Annotated in this window: 17 protein-coding genes; 7 read left to right on the forward strand and 10 right to left on the reverse strand. The window is 63.5% G+C overall.

Annotation, left to right across the window (positions count from 1 at the left end; all coding sequences use genetic code 11):
• Positions 1–6: 6 nt before the first annotated feature.
• Complete coding sequence (locus tag ATN37_RS05845; protein ID WP_234551554.1) at positions 7–786, forward strand: AraC family transcriptional regulator; 780 nt, start codon at positions 7–9, stop codon at positions 784–786.
• Positions 787–788: 2 nt separating this feature from the next.
• Positions 789–1,139: an inorganic pyrophosphatase gene (locus tag ATN37_RS05850; protein WP_042921879.1), complete on the forward strand. Its 351-nt coding sequence runs from the start codon at positions 789–791 to the stop codon at positions 1,137–1,139.
• Here ATN37_RS05850 and ATN37_RS05855 read toward each other — a convergent pair.
• Genes ATN37_RS05855 through ATN37_RS05865 form a run of 3 tightly spaced genes read right to left on the reverse strand, consistent with a single transcriptional unit; the run spans position 1,132 to position 4,050 of the window.
• Entirely contained in the window at positions 1,132–2,241 is a 1,110-nt protein-coding gene (locus ATN37_RS05855) for an LLM class flavin-dependent oxidoreductase (RefSeq protein WP_007735443.1), read from the reverse strand. The two genes, ATN37_RS05850 and ATN37_RS05855, sit on opposite strands and share 8 nt — an antisense overlap.
• Entirely contained in the window at positions 2,241–3,086 is an 846-nt protein-coding gene (gene thiM / locus ATN37_RS05860; protein ID WP_054186673.1) for a hydroxyethylthiazole kinase, read from the reverse strand. The genes ATN37_RS05855 and thiM overlap by 1 nt, the downstream gene beginning before the upstream one ends.
• 43 nt (positions 3,087–3,129) lie before the next feature.
• Positions 3,130–4,050: a sulfurtransferase gene (locus ATN37_RS05865; protein WP_083059119.1), complete on the reverse strand. Its 921-nt coding sequence runs from the start codon at positions 4,048–4,050 to the stop codon at positions 3,130–3,132.
• Positions 4,051–4,178: 128 nt separating this feature from the next.
• On the opposite strand from ATN37_RS05865, the gene ATN37_RS05870 reads away from it, so the two are divergent.
• Positions 4,179–4,865 (forward strand): GntR family transcriptional regulator, encoded by a 687-nt coding sequence (locus ATN37_RS05870; RefSeq protein ID WP_058039441.1) that lies wholly within the window; start codon positions 4,179–4,181, stop codon positions 4,863–4,865.
• A gap of 48 nt (positions 4,866–4,913) precedes the next feature.
• On the opposite strand, the gene ATN37_RS05875 is transcribed toward ATN37_RS05870, so the two are convergent.
• The 4 genes from ATN37_RS05875 to ATN37_RS05890 form a co-directional block, all read right to left on the reverse strand.
• Positions 4,914–5,435, reverse strand: a complete 522-nt coding sequence (locus tag ATN37_RS05875; RefSeq protein ID WP_054186672.1) for a hypothetical protein — start codon at positions 5,433–5,435, stop codon at positions 4,914–4,916.
• 18 nt (positions 5,436–5,453) lie between these two features.
• Entirely contained in the window at positions 5,454–6,485 is a 1,032-nt protein-coding gene (locus tag ATN37_RS05880) for a cupin domain-containing protein (RefSeq protein ID WP_217017211.1), read from the reverse strand.
• Between the two features lie 59 nt (positions 6,486–6,544).
• Positions 6,545–7,366: an alpha/beta fold hydrolase gene (locus ATN37_RS05885; RefSeq protein ID WP_003941629.1), complete on the reverse strand. Its 822-nt coding sequence runs from the start codon at positions 7,364–7,366 to the stop codon at positions 6,545–6,547.
• Positions 7,367–7,554: 188 nt separating this feature from the next.
• A complete protein-coding gene (locus ATN37_RS05890) occupies positions 7,555–8,682 on the reverse strand; it encodes an NDMA-dependent alcohol dehydrogenase (RefSeq protein WP_003941634.1) in 1,128 nt (375 codons plus the stop codon).
• A gap of 166 nt (positions 8,683–8,848) precedes the next feature.
• Here ATN37_RS05890 and ATN37_RS05895 point away from each other — a divergent pair, with 166 nt between their 5' ends.
• Complete coding sequence (locus ATN37_RS05895; protein ID WP_083059123.1) at positions 8,849–9,709, forward strand: spermidine synthase; 861 nt, start codon at positions 8,849–8,851, stop codon at positions 9,707–9,709.
• 9 nt (positions 9,710–9,718) lie between these two features.
• Here the strand turns inward: ATN37_RS05895 and ATN37_RS05900 are convergent, their stop codons facing one another.
• The 3 genes from ATN37_RS05900 to ATN37_RS05910 form a co-directional block, all read right to left on the reverse strand.
• Positions 9,719–12,733 (reverse strand): bifunctional [glutamine synthetase] adenylyltransferase/[glutamine synthetase]-adenylyl-L-tyrosine phosphorylase, encoded by a 3,015-nt coding sequence (locus ATN37_RS05900; protein WP_007735451.1) that lies wholly within the window; start codon positions 12,731–12,733, stop codon positions 9,719–9,721.
• Complete coding sequence (locus tag ATN37_RS05905) at positions 12,730–14,070, reverse strand: glutamine synthetase family protein (protein WP_003941637.1); 1,341 nt, start codon at positions 14,068–14,070, stop codon at positions 12,730–12,732. The genes ATN37_RS05900 and ATN37_RS05905 overlap by 4 nt, the downstream gene beginning before the upstream one ends.
• A 107-nt stretch (positions 14,071–14,177) precedes the next feature.
• Positions 14,178–15,749 (reverse strand): alpha/beta hydrolase, encoded by a 1,572-nt coding sequence (locus ATN37_RS05910; RefSeq protein ID WP_007735453.1) that lies wholly within the window; start codon positions 15,747–15,749, stop codon positions 14,178–14,180.
• A 207-nt stretch (positions 15,750–15,956) separates the two neighbouring features.
• Here ATN37_RS05910 and panB point away from each other — a divergent pair, with 207 nt between their 5' ends.
• From panB to pip, 3 genes are read left to right on the forward strand one after another with little or no spacing between them, the layout of a single operon-like run.
• Entirely contained in the window at positions 15,957–16,826 is an 870-nt protein-coding gene (gene panB / locus ATN37_RS05915) for a 3-methyl-2-oxobutanoate hydroxymethyltransferase (RefSeq protein WP_007735454.1), read from the forward strand.
• A 51-nt stretch (positions 16,827–16,877) separates the two neighbouring features.
• Complete coding sequence (locus tag ATN37_RS05920) at positions 16,878–17,315, forward strand: hypothetical protein (protein ID WP_007735455.1); 438 nt, start codon at positions 16,878–16,880, stop codon at positions 17,313–17,315.
• Positions 17,315–18,307 carry a prolyl aminopeptidase gene (pip, locus tag ATN37_RS05925; RefSeq protein ID WP_058039439.1) on the forward strand — a complete coding sequence of 331 codons (993 nt, stop codon included), beginning with the start codon at positions 17,315–17,317 and terminating at the stop codon, positions 18,305–18,307. Before ATN37_RS05920 ends, pip begins: the two co-directional genes overlap by 1 nt.
• Positions 18,308–18,311: the final 4 nt, after the last annotated feature.

Genomic DNA, 18,311 nt, shown 5'->3' on the forward strand with positions numbered 1-18,311 from the left:
GATCTGATGACCGGCACTGACACCCTCGCTCTTGACGGTAGTCGGACGGTAGCGTCGAGTCTTGAACAAAACGGCCACACCTATGTCGAGACTTGGATCACCGGTTCGGCCGGCCTCTTCAGTTGCACGTGGAAAAGCACTACCGACCCCCATGCGCCCACGGAAGCAAAGCGGATTCTTCCCGATCTCTGCGCAGACTTCATCGTCGACAGCACCGGAAAGTCGTGGCTCGTCGGACCTGCCACCGGTGCCGATCTGGTTTCGGTCGCCGCCGGTACAACCATGTGGGGCATCCGGATCAATCCACCGGCTCTGCGGAGCCTGCTCGGCACAGCTGCCGACGCGGTGCAGGATTCGAAGATCGCCATCGACGACATCCTCACTTCCAGACAAGCGCGGGTACTTGCCGACGCCCTGCGCCACGAGGCAGTCGACGCACACCTACTGGGCCAGTTGTGGCGCGGACTGGAACCCGACCACGGAATCGAGCGTGGTTACTCCGCGCTCATCTCCTCCCCTTCCACGCCGATACGAGAGATTGCTGCAGACCTCGGTGTTTCCGAACGTCATTTCAGACGATCGATCACGTCAGCGGTCGGGCTGTCCCCCAAACTGATTCAGAAGGTGCAACGAATGCAGGACGTGTTGACTCTCAGCCGCGGCGCAAAACTCACGCTGTCGTCGCTGGCCGGTCGCGCCGGCTACGCCGACCAAGCCCACCTCGCACGCGATACGCGTGCACTGGCAGGTCTGACACCGACTCAGCTACTGCGCGAGCACCGGTAACGATGAGCGAAGATCTGTTCGCCGCCCTCGATCACCTGGCTGCCACGTCAGCTGTCGTGATCGATCGCCCCCGAGGGTCGGCACACCCGCGGTACCCCGATGCGATCTATCCGCTCGACTACGGCTATCTCGACGGCACGGTCAGCGCGGACGGCGACGGGATCGATCTGTTCCGAGGCTCGGCCGTCGGCAACGGTGTTGTCGCCGTGGCCGTTGTTGCCGACATCGTCAAGAAGGACGTGGAAGTCAAGATCCTTCTCGAATGTACTGCGTCTGAAATCGACACTGCCACAGCATTTCTCCGCGACGTTCTAGGTCTCGGTGCCACTGTCTTGCGGCGCGCCGTCAGCTGAGTTCGTCGAATCGCGGAACAAGATGCTCCGCAACCCACTTCGCTTCCTCGATCAGAGGCCAACCTGCCAGGATCAGTGCAGTCAAACCGGTTCGGCTGCGAAGCGTCCGTACCGAGTCCGTGATCGAATCCGGATCGCCGACGTAGTACACGGCCGATGACCCGGTGCCGAAGATGTCGAGGGGTGACCACGCCGTGATACCCGCGTACAGCCCGTCACCGACGTACAACTCCTCCGGTTCCGGAAGTCGGCCGGAGGCAATCTTGTCCGCCCAACCCTGCCGCTGAGCGTCGCGGGCGGTGAAGGTCTTGAGGTCTTGCTTCCCCTGAGTACGACGACGCACTGCGTTGTCCAAGACATGAGCGATCTGCTCGACGCCCGTCTTCTCGAACAACGAACGGAACCGGTCGTGCGCCTGCGCCTTGGTGGGGCGAACGATCACACCGGTGAGCGCACCGAAGTCGGTGAACTCGCGCCCGGCTGCCTCCGCCGCCGCCCGTGCGGCAGAGAATTTGTCTTCGATGAACGAAGTCTCGCGCAACATCGCCAAGTAGGTGTCGAGCACCTTGCCTGAATTCGCCAGGCCTGCAGGCGAATCACCGGTACCCCACAGCGGAACCTGATGCCCAGCGGGCGCATCGATACGCAGTGGCGTGTTGGGAAAGTTCGACTCCGTGCCTTCGGCGTAGATGCGGCGGAAGTCCGCCCAGTACTGCTCCCCCAACTCGTAACGCTCGTCGTGGGGCACGTTCATGTCGTACTTGGTCAGGATGTTCTCGCGTCCGTTGACCGAGTTGATCAACAGTCGGCCGCCGCTGAAGGCGTCGAAAGTCAATGCCTTCTCCGCCAGCAGTCGCGCCGGCGTCATGTTCGCGTAGACGGCGACGAGGAACTTCATGCGCGTGGTGTGCGCTGCCGCCCACGTCGCCGAGATGAACGGATCGTTCGGCCAGGTGGCAACAAGCGCACCTTCGAATCCGCCGTCGTCGATGGTCTTCGCGAGCTCGATCTGCCTGGCCCCGTCCACGGGGAACAGCCCACCGGGGCTCCACGGGTAGTCCCCGTCGGCCTGGGTGAGATACCAGAATGTCTTGATGCCCATCAGTTCTGAACTCCAGCCGGCAGGTCGAACGATTCGATTCGGGCACGCGAACGGATGGTGTCCGCATTCACGCTGTAGAGCGCGTCGAGGTATGCGACCGCGAAAGAACCGGGGCCCGAGGCATTTTCCTCGGCGATCTCCGATGCCACGGCAACATGCGTATGCGCGGCAACCAATCCGTCCAGCGCGGTCGACGTGACGGCGAGGTAGGCGGCGACGAGACCGCCCAGAGAGCAACCGGTACTGGTCACGCGCGGCAACAGTGCGCTGCCACCGGAGACTCGGATGCCCTGGGTGTCACCGCCCGCATCGCGGCCGACGATGTAGTCGACCGGTCCGGATGCCGACACGGCATCCGCATGCTTCAAGAGTGACAGAGCGGCGGGCACTGCGTCGGCGGAATCGGAGGCACTGTCGACGCCGCGGGTGTCACCGCCGAGTCCGGCCAGAGCGATGATCTCCGATGCGTTCCCGCGGATGGCGCTGGGGTGAAAGCGCAGCAGATCCACAGCGATACCGCTCCGCCAGGGTAGTCCGCCGACACCGACGGGATCCAAAACCCATGGCGTACCGGCAGTTCGGGCCGCTTCTGCTGCTATCAGGAAAGCTTCGGCTGTCCCGTCGTCCGGCGTTCCGAGGTTGACGAGCACTCCCCCGGCGATGGCAGCGAACCCACCCGCTTCGTGGACGTTGTCGATGTGAGCGTTGCTTGCGCCGGCGGCGAGCAGAACATTGGTCAAGAAGTTCGCAGAAACGATGTTGGTCAGCGACTGGACGAGCGGTACCTGATCGCGGAGTGCGTCGATCGCCGACGCGACGGTTTCGACAGAGACAGTGTCAGACATGAGAATTCCTTCAGGACGGGAGGTAATTGAGGACTGCGGCGATTCAGGACCGCGGACATCGAACATCCGCAAGCGCGCCGCCGGGCTCACCGCCGACAACCATCGGCAAAGTCGGATCTGCAGTCCATTCCTCCAACGAACCGTCATAGACCTTGACGTCCTCATAGCCGCCGCGGATCAGTGCGAGTGCTGTCAGGCACGCCGAAACTCCACCGCCGCAATAGATCACGACAGGTTCAGCGACGGCTGGTAGAACGTCAGCAGATTTCGACCGAACATCGTCCGCCGGAAGCATCCGGGCATCGGCGTCGAGAAGACCCTTCGCAGACAGATTCACACTTGACGGAATATGTCCGCGTCGCGAATATCGCGTCTTCTCCGTTCCCTCGTACTGCTCAGGCGCCAGCGCGCACACCAGCGTTCCGGCTTCTCCTCCTGAGGACAGTGAGGCAACGCGAGGTAGATCGACCCACAGGCCAAGGTCCGTCACACTCCAACGCTTCGAAGCCGACGTGTAGGTGACGTCGTCGCCGCTCACGAGGGCGAAGCCGCATCGAGTCCATTCGGCGAGGCCACCGTCGAGGACTCTTGCTTCGATGCCGGCGTTGCGAAACACCCACCAGAGCCGTGATGCCCAGGTGGTCGAACCCTGGTCGTAGATCACGATTGTCGCACCCGGTTCGATACCACTGGATTGGAGATCGGAAATCAACTGCTCCGTTGACGGGCGTGTGAAATGCAGCGCCGCTTCCCTTTCGGAAAAGACGTCCATGAGGTCGACGTGTCGGGAACCCGGGATGTGCGAGGAAACCCAGCCGTCGTACCCGGACTCCGGGCGATAGTCGCCGTCAAATCGCGCGGGAGGAAAATGAACCGTCGCGTCGAGCACGGCGACGCCTCCCTCACGCAGCATCGCGTCGAGTTCAACGGCACTCACCAGCGGCGACGCGGTCTCTCCAGCCACTTCGGACCCTCTCCCTCGGAAACGAACAAGCACGAACCTAAATGAGTACTAGCGTATACGCAAGTACTCACTCGTCGTCGATGGCATAATCGAACGCGCTCTACTTGCATGCACAGGAATGGGGACACATGGATCTCGACGCCGATACGAGCACCACCGATCTGCTGGTGCCGGAGGCTGCGCTCGGCCGGTCCGATCAGACCTCGCGGCAGTACCTGCGCCTGCGAGCCGACATCCTGGCCGGCAAGTTCCCCCAGGGCGCTCCGCTGCACGAGACTCAATTGTGCGAATCGTACGGCGCATCGCGTACCCCGATCCGCGAGGCACTCAACTGGCTCGCGCACGACGGTCTACTCGAACGAGCCGCCCGCGGTTTTCGTGTCCGCTCCGGCACTCCCGAAGACGTCATCGAAATCTACGCAGCGCGGGTTGCCCTCGAATCGGAAGCCGCCGGCGCCGCCGCACTCCGCCACAGCGATCTCGACCTTGCCCGCCTGGACGGATTGCACGAGTTCTGCTGCACTGCAACAGAAGGCACCGAGGTTCGTGCCGGAAACTTCAAGTTTCACGAGGCCCTCTGGCAGGCCGCCCACAATTCCACGATCACCTCATTGCTGATCCGCCTCACCACCCAACTGCGAATCTACGACAGCGGCCCGCCGTCGAACTACGGCGAACCTGACCTGCTCAATTCGGAGCATCAAGAGATCCTGAACGCCATCCGCGCCCGGGACGAATCGTCCGCACGTGGTCACATGCGCAACCATCTCGAGCGCAGCCGCGACCAACGAATAAGGATGTTCGCCAGCCGCTGACTTCAGACAGCCCAGATTTCTGCACGCCGACGCCTGCGCCGCCGTCGCTCAGACGGGGAGCGTGCCGGTCTCGACGTCGTACACGCTCTCGGCCGGGCTCGACATCACTCGATCCGCCATCTCCTGCTTGAGCTCTGTCAGCCGTGACTCGTCTTCGGCCGTCCGGTCGGACTTACGGGACAGAGTGATGAACTCGTCGACGACGAACCCCTCCCGAACAGTCAGCGTGACGCTCGCGCCGCGATAGGTGATCCGAAATACGTACAGCGCGAGCGTGTTTCCACGTTCACGCCTGGCCAAGGAACTGTCAACGGTGTACCGCCCTTCGGTCACCGCGCGCGTGACCAACTCGAACGAATCGCGCACTCCTGGTCCGCCGTGTGCGGTGGTGACGACCAGCTCGCGACGCTCGACGGAGCCTTCCCCGCCGAGCACACCGAGAGCGCGCTCGAGAACCTTGTAGGCATGCGCCACGCCGCCCGGGGCCTGCGGACCGTGATAGCGGAGGGCGTCCTCGTACGTGAAGTCGAGCGTCGTCCCGTGATCGGTCACGGTGAGCGTGGTGGTCATGATGGGCGTCCTTGCCGATCAGTGCTGGCGGTCGATCGGATTGATCCGCGAGACGATGAGCGGATCGATCGGGGTGAAAGGAAAGTGCGGCAGATCCCGTTCCGGAACACCGAACGAGGCCGAGAGAACGCCGCGTGAGAACGCGGAAGCCGTTGCACGGTAGCCTATGTCGCCCGGCGTCGGCTGGTCGAAGAAGATGAGGAAGTTGATGTCCTCGTCACCTAGAACCTCGATGTGATGGGGATAGGCACGCGGAACGAAATACACCTGACCAGGCTCCAGTAGGTAGGTGTCGAGCGAACCGTCCGGATCGAGGACCGTCATCCGCCCGTGACCACGATGCACGTATCCCATTTCGGCAGTGACGGGATGCCATTGTGGCTCACGCATCCCACTCTCGCGAATAGTCAACGAGTACATCGAAAGATCCTCCAGCGCCGCCCAATACTGCTTGCGCGCCACTTTCGCCTGTCCGTACGGATATGCGAGAGGCGCGATCTGGCCTTCGAGATCGAAGAGATGCGCGTTGGGAAGGCCGGCGGTATCGGGAACGACGGCGGCGCCGTCCCGCCGAACTATCTGGGACGCATCGGCTCTACCGAAGACGTCGAAGGCCGATGCGGCGAGATCGTACGTGTTGCCGAGCACCGCGTTCGACATTGCGCTGACGCTACTCTGCAACGAAAAGTGCTGCGGGAGTGAAGTACGCAGGGCAGCGATGATCTCCACCTCCTCCTCTCCGACATTCTCGATGTGATAAATCGCGCCGGATTCGACGTGATACATCTGCCCCGCTCGCACCACGAAGCTGGCGAACTCGTCAGCATTGCCCAGCATCGAGACGAGCACGGTTCCGCTGGTGACGTAGGCGATCTGGTTCGCGTTGACGTTCCATTGTGGTTCACGGATCGCGCCGGGACCGAGAACAATTCGTTTGATCGACAGACCGGACAGGATCGGCAACGAACTCGTGTCGAGTTGCGAGATCGACCCAAGTTCGTTCTCGAAGACACTGGGGCCATTGCATAGTGAGGCAACGTGTGTAGACATGGCAATTTTATCCTTCCCACTCTGGTCCTTTCGACTCCGGTCCTTCCGCCTCGCTGACGTCAGTCCTCGATGAACGCGAGAATGTCCTGGTCCAGTGTCTTCTGATATGAGCCGTAGATGCCGTGAGGTGCGCCCGGATACACCTTCAGCGTGCCCTTCTTCACCAGCTTGATCGCCTTCTCGGCCGCTGCGCCGATCGGCACGATCTGATCGTCGTCGCCCTGAGCGATGAGGAACGGAACGTCGATGGCTTCGAGATCGGAGGTCTGGTCCGTCTCCGAGAATGCCTTGACGCAGTCGTAGGCCGCGGCGAGATTGACCAACATACCTTGCCGCCAGAAGTCGTCCTTCGCCCCTTGCGAGACGTCGGCACCTTCGCGGTTCGCGCCGTAAAAGCTCTCGCTGAGATCCTTGTAGAACTGCGATCGGTCTCGCAGAACTCCCTCACGGATGCCGTCGAAGACCTCGATCGGTGTGCCTTCGGGGTTGCCGTCCGACTTGACCATGATCGGCGGTACGGCGCCGGCGGTGATCACCTTGGCCACGCGCCCTTTGCCGTGCTGCGCCGCGTACCGGACCACTTCCCCGCCGCCGGTCGAATGGCCAACCAGGACCAGGTCTTTCAGGTCGAGTGTGTCGATCAGCTCAGCCAGGTCCTTGGCATATGTATCCATGTCGTTGCCGGTGTACGTCTTCGACGAGCGACCGTGTCCTCGACGATCGTGCGCGATGGTCCGGTATCCGGCGTCGGCGAACAACTTCATCTCGACCTGCCACGCGTCAGAACTCAGCGGCCACCCGTGGCTGAGGACGATCGGCCGGCCGACGCCGTGCTCGGTGTAGTATATCTCGGTTCCGTCGGAGGTGGTGATGTAGGGCATGCTCTGCTCTTCTCTGTCGAGTCGTGGACTGAGATCCGGACACGGTGCCCGGTTTCCTCACTCTGCGAGTGCCCACTACGGGGGCAGTCGACTCATCGATCGACAGAAATGTGCGTGGGGGCAGAAGACTCCGGCCCGACACCACGAAGCGTGGTGCCGGGCCGGAGCCTTCAGTCAAAGGGAAACGATCAGTAATCGTCCTCCGTGTAGACGATCATCCCCCGCAGATTCTTTCCTTCGAGCATGTCGGCGTACCCCTCGTTGATCTCCTCGAGCTTGTAAGTCTTGGTCACCAACTCGTCGAGTTTGAGCGCGCCGCTTCGGTAGTGATCGAGCAACTTGGGAATCTGGGACCGTGGCCCTACCCCGCCGAAGATGGCTCCCTGCAAACGCTTCTGCAGAAGGGTCAGCTCGAAGAGGCTGAGCGTCACCTGCGAATCTGCGTAATGCCCCATTCCGACGACCACGACCTGGCCACCCTTGCCCGTCGCGCTGAGCGCGGGCTGAATGATGTCGCCGTGAATCTCGCCCACGGTGATCACGGTGACGTCGGCCATCTTGCCCCAGGTGATCTCGCCGATCACCGGTAGCGCTTCCTCGAGGGAGGCAAAAGTGTGTGTGGCGCCGAATTCCTTTGCTTTGTCGCGCTTGAACTCGACGGGATCGATCGCGATCACAAATCGTGCTCCGGCGGACGCCGCACCCTGCACCGAGTTGATTCCGACGCCGCCGACGCCGACGACCACCACCGTGTCGCCGACCTTGGCTCCACCGATCGCGGTGGCCGATCCCCAACCGGTGGCAACACCGCAGCCGAGCAAGGCCGCCTTGTCGAGCGGGATGTCCTTCTCGATCTTGATCACCGACGCCTCGTTGACGGTCACGTACGGCGAAAATGTTCCGAGCAGGCACATCTGGATGACCGGCTCGTCGTCGAGGGTGACGCGGTACGTCTTGTCGGAGATCGCCTGCCCGGTCAACAGGCCGGCTCCTTCGTCGCAGATGTTCTGCAGACCCTTCGCACAGGACGGACAACGTCCGCACGCCGGGATGAAGGCGAGAACCACGTGGTCGCCTTCTTCGACGCTCGCGACACCCGGGCCGACCTTCGTCACCACTCCGGCGCCTTCGTGCCCGCCCAGGGCCGGGTAGAAGGGCAGCGGGCTGGCGCCCGTACGCAAATGTTCGTCCGAATGGCACAGCCCCGATGCGGCGAGTCGGACCTGCACCTCACCCGAGACCGGGTCCCCCAGCTCGACCTCTTCGATCTCCCACGCCTGACCCGGCGCCTTGACTACCGCTGCCTTGACCTTCACCTGCACTCCTCGAAATTCTTCGTGATGCACGGACGACGAAAGAACGCGCCGGCATTTGTGTCGCCGATCACACTCCATGTACGAGTGTGCCTGAAGTAGCCCGAGAATACCGTCGGTCCGTGTGCCTTTTTGGTAGCCGCCTCTACCAGAAAGGCACACGGCTAACATGGACACAGTGGCCAAGGGAACTCGCAAGACCAGAACTCGCAGCAGTACTCCCGAGCGAGGCGAGTCCGGTCCCGTCGCCGGCACTTTTCCGATCGATACCGGGACGTGCGAACTAGTCCGCGATCAGTACTCCGATGACAGTTGGATCATCCAGATCAACGGAGTGCCCAGTTCCCACGTGAACGTCGCGGATCCCACGGTGCTCGATTTCGAGTACATGCGGTGGATCGCGCATCTGGTCGATTCCGAACGTGACAAGGCCGAGCGCCTGCGGGTGCTTCATCTCGGCGGTGGCGCCTGCTCCATGGCCAGATACTTCGCCGCCACGTACCCTGACGCGCGTCAAGTGGTGGTCGAAATCGACGGTGCTCTGGCGGAACTCGTACGCGATTGGTTCGACCTCCCGCGCGCGCCTCTTCTGCGCATCCGCGTCGGAGAAGCCCGCGCCGTCACCGAAACTCTCACCGAGTCCACCCGGGACATCGTGATTCGAGATGTCTTCGCCGGCAGCACAACTCCGACACCACTGACGACGGCGCAATTCACCACCCACGTACGACGCGTGCTCGCACCGGGCGGCATCTACATCGTCAACTGCGGCGACACCCCGGATCTCCAGGGCGCGCGCAGCGAGGCCGCAACCATCGGCGCACAGTTCGAACACATGGCGATCATCGCCGATCCCGCGATGCTCAAGGGCCGCCGCTACGGCAACATGATCATCGCCGGCAGCGACGTACCGATCGGCGGGCAACCTGCGCTCGCACGCGAGCTACTCGGCGGCGGCGTTCCCGCCCACGTGTGGCAGAACGCCGAAGTCCGCAGGTTTGCCGCGAACGCGGCGATTCGGCAGGACTGACCGAGAGCGCTACTCGCCGCCGAAGACCCTCTCCACCACAGCTTTTGCCCGACGCGTGATGCGCAGGTAGTTGTCGAGGAACTCCCCTGCGTCGTCGCCGTATCCAGCGACCTGCGCCACCGCCGCGAGAACACGGCCCGGGCCGGGAAGCTGATCGGTCGGCTTCCCCCGCACCAGAACGAGGCAGTTGCGTGCCTTCGTTGCGGTGATCCAGGCGTCACGCAGCAGTTCGACGTCACCTTCGCTGAGCAGTTCCGCGGCGCCGATGGCGTCGAGAGTCTCGAGGGTCGACGTGTTGTGCAGCGACTCGATCTTGTCGGCGTGGCGCAGCTGCAGCAATTGCACAGTCCACTCGATGTCGGCCAAGCCGCCGCGACCCAGTTTCGTGTGCGTCGCCGGATCGGCTCCGCGCGGGAGCCTTTCGGAATCGACTCGCGCCTTGATGCGCCGGATCTCGCGCACCGCCGCATCACTGACGCCGCCTTCGGGGTAGCGGGTCTTGTCGATCATGTGCAGGAACCGCAGTCCCAATTCAGGATCACCGGCAACCGGGTGCGCACGAAGCAGCGCTTGAATCTCCCACGCCTGAGCCCACTTCGCGTAGTACGCGTCGTAAGACTCGAGAGTGCGCACCATCGGACCGTTACGGCCTTCCGGACGTAGTCCGGTATCGACTTCGAGCGGCGGATCGGTACTCGGTGCCCCGAGGAGCTTGCGGACCTTGTCGGCAATGCTGTTGGCCCACTTGACCGCAACGGTCTCATCGGCGCCCTCACGAGGTTCGCACACGAACAGCACGTCCGCATCGGATCCATAGCCGAGTTCGCCGCCGCCGAGTCGGCCCATGCCGATGACGGAGAAACTGGCCGGCGCCTCGGTCCCGAGTTCGGTGACGCTGGCCTTGATCACCGCGGAGAGCGATGCATTGAGCACCGCGGCCCACACCGAGGACAGCGCCTTGCAGACTGCAGGAACATCGAGCATGCCGAGGATGTCGGCCGAAGCGATGCGCGCAAGTTCGTGTCGCCGCAGCGAGCGGGCCGCGGCAACAGCACGATTGGGATCACTGTGTCGGCCGGAGGCGGTGAGTATTCCGCGAGCGACGTCCTCGGGCTTCGGCTCGACCAGGCGCGGTCCACTCGGCGAATCCGCGAACAAGCGAATCACGTCGGGAGCCTTGATGAGCAGGTCGGGTAGGTACGCCGACGAGCCCAGCACGGTCATCAGACGCTCGGCCACCGCAGCCTCGTCGCGGAGCAGGCGCAGGAACCACGTCTGGTCGACGAGCGCGTCCGAGAGCCTGCGGTAGGCGAGCAGACCGGCATCGGGATCCGGTGTGTCCGCGAGTGATTCGAGCAGAGTCGGCAACAGGAGCGCTTGAATGCGACCCTTGCGTGAAGCGCCACTCGTCAGTGCAGTCAGATGCCCGAGAGCATGCTCGGGTGCCGTGTAACCGAGAGCGGCCAACTGGCGAACCGCGGCTTCTGGCCCCAGGACCAGTGCTTCCTTGTCCATCCGCGCCACCGATTCGAGAAGCGGGCGGTAGAACAACTTGGCGTGCAGGCGGCGAATCCGATGCGAATTCCGCTTGATCTCGGCGCGCAGGACTCCCAGGGAATCCAGACGACCGTCGGGTCGCATGTGCGCGGCGCGGGCCAGCCAACGCAGCGCTTCCTCGTCGTCCGGCGGCGGCAGGGTGTGTGTGCGCTTGAGCTTCTGCAACTGCAGACGGTGCTCGAGCAGACGCAGGAATTCGTACGACGCGGTCAGGTTGGCGGCGTCGTCGCGGCCGACGTATCCACCCGCCGCCAATGCAGTCAGTGCGTCGACGGTGCTCTGGACATGCAACGAACTGTCGGCGCGCCCGTGCACCAATTGCAGGAGTTGGACGGCGAATTCGACGTCGCGCAAACTTCCGCGGCCGAGTTTGAGTTCACGCTCACGCAGTTCGGGGGGAACCATTTCCTCGACGCGTCGACGCATGGCCTGGACTTCGGGGACGAAGTCCTCGCGCTCGGAGGCGATCCACACCATCGGGCTCATCGCCTCGGAGTACTGGCGACCGAGCTCCATGTCGCCGGTCATCGGACGAGCCTTGAGCAGTGCCTGGAACTCCCAGGTCTTGGCCCAGCGCTTGTAGTACGTGATGTGGGATTCGAGGGAGCGAACCAGTTCTCCGCGCTTGCCTTCGGGCCGCAGCGCAGCATCGACCTCGAAGAATGCGGAGGTACCGATACGCATCATCTCACCGGCAACGCGACTGGCCGTCGCATCGGCCGGTTCGGCGACGAACACCACGTCGACGTCGGAGACATAGTTCAGCTCGCGCGCACCACATTTGCCCATGGCGATCACGGCGAGCCGGATCGGACAGCTGCCCTCGGGACACACCGTTGCGATGGCCACCGCAAGTGCAGCGGTCAGCGCGGCGTCGGCCAGATCGGAAAGCTGGTGCCCCACAGTCTGATACGGAACTACGGGTTCGTTCTCGACGGTCGCCGCAAGATCAGCCGCAGCCAGCAGCATCAGCTGGTCCTTGTAGCTCTTACGCAGAGCAACAACAGCTTCCGGCCCGGTCACCGTGGCGCGGTAGGTCAGGGAACCTTCGGTGGCACCCTCGTCGACAGTTGCACCCACGACCTCCAGCAAGGCTGCAGTCGCCTCGTCCTTGGTCGGCAGAGCGGTGCCGTCGAGCAGTTTCCAGCCGATCGGATCCGCGGCCAGGTGGTCGCCGAAGGCCGACGACGCACCCACCAGTGCGAACAAACGGCCGCGCAGGCTCTTGTCCTTGCGCAGGACCTGATCGAGTTCGCGCCACCCGTCGCCGAGCCCGTCCTTGATCCGCACAAGGGTGCGCAGAGCGAGGTCGGCGTTCGCGGCACGCGACAGCGACCACAAGAGTTCGATGCTCTCGGCGTCGACCCAACCGAGCTGACGCAACTCGTCGGCAGCGGTGGGCTCGACCAGCCCGAGTCGACCCGGTCCTGGAACTGCTGATCTCGCAGCGGGCGGTTTCACCGTCACAGACCGAGGTAGGTCTTGAGCTCGAACGGCGTCACGTGGCTGCGGTATTCCTCCCACTCACGACGCTTGTTGCGCAGGAAGAAATCGAAGACGTGCTCGCCGAGTGCTTCGGCCACGAGCTCCGACTTCTCCATCTCGCGCAGAGCGCTGTCCAAGTTGCTCGGCAGTTCCTTGTAACCCATGGCGCGGCGCTCGGCGGAGGTCAACGACCACACGTCGTCTTCTGCCTCGGGCGGCAAGGTGTAGCCCTTCTCGATGCCGCGAAGACCGGCAGCAAGCAGGACCGCGAAAGTCAGGTACGGGTTGCAAGCCGAGTCTGGGCTACGGATCTCGACGCGGCGCGAGGACGCCTTGTTGGGCGTGTACATCGGGACGCGAATGAGAGCCGATCGGTTGGACGGGCCCCACGACGCAGCAGTGGGTGCCTCTCCCCCGTGGACGAGTCGCTTGTACGAATTGACCCACTGGTTCGTGACCGCACTGATCTCGTTGGCGTGCTCGAGGATGCCGGCGATGAACGCCTTGCCGGTCTCGGAGAGCTGCATCGGATCGTCCGGATTGTGGAAGGCGTTGGTGTCGCCCTCGAACAGGCTCATGTGGGTGTGCATCGCGGAGCCGGCCTGATCGCTGAACGGCTTGGGCATGAAGCTCGCCCGGACGCCTTCACCGATCGCGACCTCCTTGACGACGTACCGGAACGTCATCACGTTGTCGGCCATCGAGAGTGCGTCGGCGTAGCGCAGATCGATCTCCTGCTGACCCGGCGCGGCCTCGTGGTGGCTGAACTCGACCGAGATGCCCATCGACTCGAGTGCGTCGATGGCGTGGCGGCGGAAATTCGGAGCCGAATCGTGCACAGCCTGGTCGAAGTATCCGCCCGAGTCCGCCGGGATCGGTGGAGTGCCGTCGATCGGGCCGTTCTCCAGAAGGAAGAACTCGATTTCCGGGTGGACGTAGCAGCTGAAGCCCAAGTCGCTGGCCTTGCTCAACTGGCGACGCAGTACGTGGCGCGGATCGGCCCACGACGGCGAACCGTCGGGCATCGTGATGTCACAGAACATGCGAGCGGAATGCTGCGCACCGTCCTTGTGGGCCCACGGCAGGATCTGGAATGTCGAGGCGTCGGGCCGAGCGACGGTGTCGGCTTCGGAGACTCGAGAGAATCCCTCGATGGCGGAACCGTCGAATCCGATTCCCTCCTCGAAGGCGCCTTCGAGTTCGGCGGGGGCGATCGCCACCGATTTGAGGTACCCGAGAACATCGGTGAACCACAAGCGGACAAACCGAATGTCGCGCTCTTCCAGGGTACGAAGCACGAATTCTTTTTGGCGATCCATGCACGCGAGACTAAGCAAGCCACGTTAAATCTGTGTTACATCAGTGGTCCCGGTTAACAGAGTGATTGGTCACCATCGAATAGGCGCAGCGTACGGCGTCGCGCCGGCTAACATGTCAGACCCTCTTCCGGAGCCTTCAAGTAAACGAAGTAGTCGACGACGGCATCGTCGACGCAGGAGTTTCCGTCCAGAACCACCGTGTGTTGGGTTCCGTCGAACGTGATCAGAGCAGCGCCCAACTGCTTCGCGAGATCCACTCCGGCCTGATACGGGGTCGCCGGATCCTGCGTCGTGGACACGACGACCAGCTGCGGCAGACCGGCGTCAGCGAGTGCCTGGGGGTCGAGCGCGTGAGGGCTGCCGGTAGCCGGAACGGGCCAGAACGCGCACAGGTCCAGCGGCGCTTGACCCGTCCCGCGGCCGTCGTCGAGGAACGGCGCCGCCTCGCGGTACCGAGTGTCGGATTCGCCGGCCTCGGCGCGGTCGGTGGTTGCCGGATCGTCCACGCAGCGAATGGCGTTGAACGCGTCGTTGATGTTGGAGTAGCTGCCGTCATCCTCACGGCCTTCGTACATGTCGGCGAGATTGAGCAGCGAGTCGCCGCGTCCGTCGGCCAGACTCGACAGACCCCCACGCAGCGGCGTCCACAACTGTGGCGAGTACAGAGCTTGCTGCACGCCCGTGATCGCGTCGGAATAACTCAGCCCGCGCGGATCGGTGGTCTGTGCCGGCTTCTCGATCAACGGATCGACGAGTGCCTGAAAGCGTGCCTGCGCCTGCGCCGGATCATCACCCAGCGGGCAATCCGTTCGCGAGACACAGTCGGCGACAAAGGCGTCGAACGCGCCTTGGAAGCCCTGCCCCTGCAAGACCACTTCGTCGACCGGATCCTGCTCGGGGTCGAGCGCGCCGTCGAGGACCATCGCTCGGACGTTCTGCGGAAAGGTTTCCGCGTACGTGGATCCGAGCCGGGTCCCGTACGAGAACCCGAGGTAGTTCATCTTCGGATCGCCGAGAACGCCCCGAATGACGTCCATATCTCGCACCACCTCGTAGGTACCGACATGAGCGAGGAACTCCGTACCGGTCCGCTCAGCGCACTTGGCGGCGTAGTCCTTGCTGTCCGCCTCGGCGAGAGCGATGCCCTCCGGCGTCATGTCGACGTTGACCTCCGCACGCTCCGCGTCGGTCTCCTCCGGCGTCAAACACCGAACCTGCGGGGTCGACGCCCCGATCCCCCGCGGATCGAAGCCGATCATGTCGAAACGTTCCTGCAATTCGGTGCCCGAACCCGAGGTCGCCATCGACAGCCCGGACCCACCCGGCCCGCCGGGGTTCAGCAACAGTGAGCCGATGCGGTCGCCGGTTGCCTTCGAACGCGAGATCACCACCTTCGCGGTGTCGCCGTTCGGATTCGCGTAGTCGACGGGAACGCTCACCTCGGCGCAGTCGATCCCACGCCCCAGCGGCGCAGTTCCTTCTTCGACAAATTGGTCGCACGAACCCCAGTCGAGCGTCTGCTCGTAGAATTTCTCGAGGCCGGACGGCACCGCGGACGCGGCAGAACCAGCAGGTTCCACTGATTCGGGCGTGCCTTCCGAACTGGTGCAACCGACAACCAACACGAGCACTGCTGCGCTTCCGGCGAGGGCACCGGAGAGGCGAACGAACTTCGACATGCCATCGATGGTGCCAGGAAACCGCGATAGCCAGCGGTTCGCCTCGTCTCGGCACCTACCTGATACGCGCGCGGTGATGTGACCCATTGCACCCCGTCAACTATTCGTGTCGGCGATGTCCGGTGGCAGACTGAACACGTCATCACCCACACCCGGGGACCCGAAGGCGATCAACGCTCAGGGCCTCGAGGCCAGAAAGGGACAACGATGTCCGAAACACCTCTCTACGGTTCTGTACCCAGTGCAGTTTCTGTACCCACTGCAAGCTCTACCGATGCACCGAAGCGTAAGACGCGCATTCACCACCTCGCCGAGATGAAGCAGAACGGCGAACGCTGGTCGATGCTCACCGCTTACGACTACTCCACGGCACGCATCTTCGAAGACGCAGGCATCCCGGTGCTGCTCGTCGGCGACTCTGCCGCCAACGTCGTCTACGGCTACGACACCACCGTGCCGATCACCGTCGACGAACTGCTCCCGCTCGTGCGTGGCGTGGTTCGCGGCGCGCCGCACGCACTCGTCGTCGCCGACCTCCCCTTCGGCACCTACGAGGGTTCCGCCGAGCAGGCCCTTGCGACTGCGACACGGTTCATGAAGGAAGGCCTCGCGCACGCCGTCAAACTCGAGGGCGGTGAGCGGATGAGTAAGCAGATCGCGGCTATCACCTCGGCCGGCATCCCCGTCATGGCTCACGTCGGATTCACCCCGCAGAGCGTGAACTCGCTCGGCGGATTCCGCGTCCAGGGTCGTGGCGACGCGGCCGAGCAACTTGTGGCGGACGCCATTGCAGTCCAGGAAGCCGGGGCGTTCTCCGTCGTCATGGAAATGGTTCCGGCCGAGATTGCGGGCCAGGTCAGCCGCAAACTCACCATCCCCACCGTCGGCATCGGGGCCGGTTCCGAATGCGACGCTCAGGTACTCGTCTGGCAGGACATGGCGGGTTACACGAGCGGTAAGACAGCCAAGTTCGTCAAGCGTTTCGGTAACGTCGGTGACGAACTGCGTTCCGCAGCCGCAGCCTATGCATCAGAAGTTCGCACTGGCGCTTTCCCGGCCGCAGAACACAGTTTCTGATCCGAGACCGGCGAACGCCGCCTGTCTCTCAACCAGCCAGGGGTGCGTTCAATGATCGGTAACCGTCGAAGTTCTACTGCCGCAGCTGTAGTCGGTGCGGCAGCTCTCGTCACGGTGCTGAGCGGATGCGCGGGAGGGTCCACCAACTCTCCCGCGCCCAGCAGCACTACGCCCGCGAGTTCCACCACGACGGCGCCGGCAACAACCGCGTCCGGTTCGACGTTCACCGACGCTCAGGTCCAGCAGTTGTGCTCGGATATGGAAGGGCAGCTGCAGAACTGGCGGACCGTCACCCCGACGCTCGGCAAGGGCGGACTGAACACGATCGTCATCACGTGGGCGACGCAGAACGGCATCAACCTGCTCGATCTCGCTCAGAACCGCGAAAGCATCGACGCGGCAACCTCAGCCGCGTGCCCCGACGTCCGGAGCGGCGCGATTTCCGCACTCGAGATCCCCGATCTCGCCTCCGGCCTGGTGGGCTTCTGATGACCGACACGTCAGCCACTTCAGGGCAGCCGTCGACTCTCCGGAGTCTGTATCCCCCGATCGAGCCTTTCGTCACCGGCTTCCTCGATGTCGGTGACGGCCAGAGCATGTACTGGGAAGTCAGCGGAAATCCGGACGGCAAGCCGGTGGTGTTCCTGCACGGTGGCCCCGGCGGTGGTGCGCAACCGGCGGTACGCCAGTTCTTCGATCCGGCCGCATACCGCATCGTTCTACTCGACCAGCGCGGCTGCGGGCGGTCCACCCCTCACGTTGCCGACGGCGCCGACCTGTCGGTGAACACGACGGACAAGCTGCTGGCCGACATCGAAGCCCTGCGCGAACATCTTTCGATCGACAAGTGGATGGTTTTCGGCGGGTCCTGGGGTTCCACACTGTCCATCGCCTACGCCGAAACGTTTCCTACGCGCGTCACTGAGCTGGTCCTGCGCGGGATCTTCCTCCTGCGTCGTAGCGAGATCGACTGGTACTACAACGGCGGCGCGGGAAACATCTTCCCGGAGCGCTGGGACAAATTCCTCGAACCGGTACCCGAGGCGCAGCGCGGCGAAGACCTCGTCGCGGTCTATCACCAACTGCTCCATTCCGAAGACCCCGACGTCGCGGCCCGCGCAGCCATCGCCTGGTCGGCTTGGGAAGGATCGACGAGCTACCTGTACCCACAGGCGGACAAGATCGAACAGAACTCCGAGACCCGGTTCGCCTTGGCTTTCGCCCGTATCGAGAACCACTACTTCGTCAACGGCGGGTTCTTCGACGAGAACCAACTCCTACGCAAAAGCTCCGCACTGCACGGCATTCCGGGGACGATCGTCCAGGGCCGCTACGACGTCGTCTGCCCCGCCACCAGCGCGTGGGCGCTGCACAAGGCGTGGCCCGAATCCAAGCTCGTGATCGTCGACGACGCCGGACACTCCGCCATGGAGCCCGGCATCGCACATCACTTGGTGGAAGCCACCGATTCTTACCGGTAGCTCC

The organism is Rhodococcus sp. MH15, assembly GCF_019266045.1.
Lineage (GTDB): Bacteria > Actinomycetota > Actinomycetes > Mycobacteriales > Mycobacteriaceae > Rhodococcus_F > Rhodococcus_F qingshengii.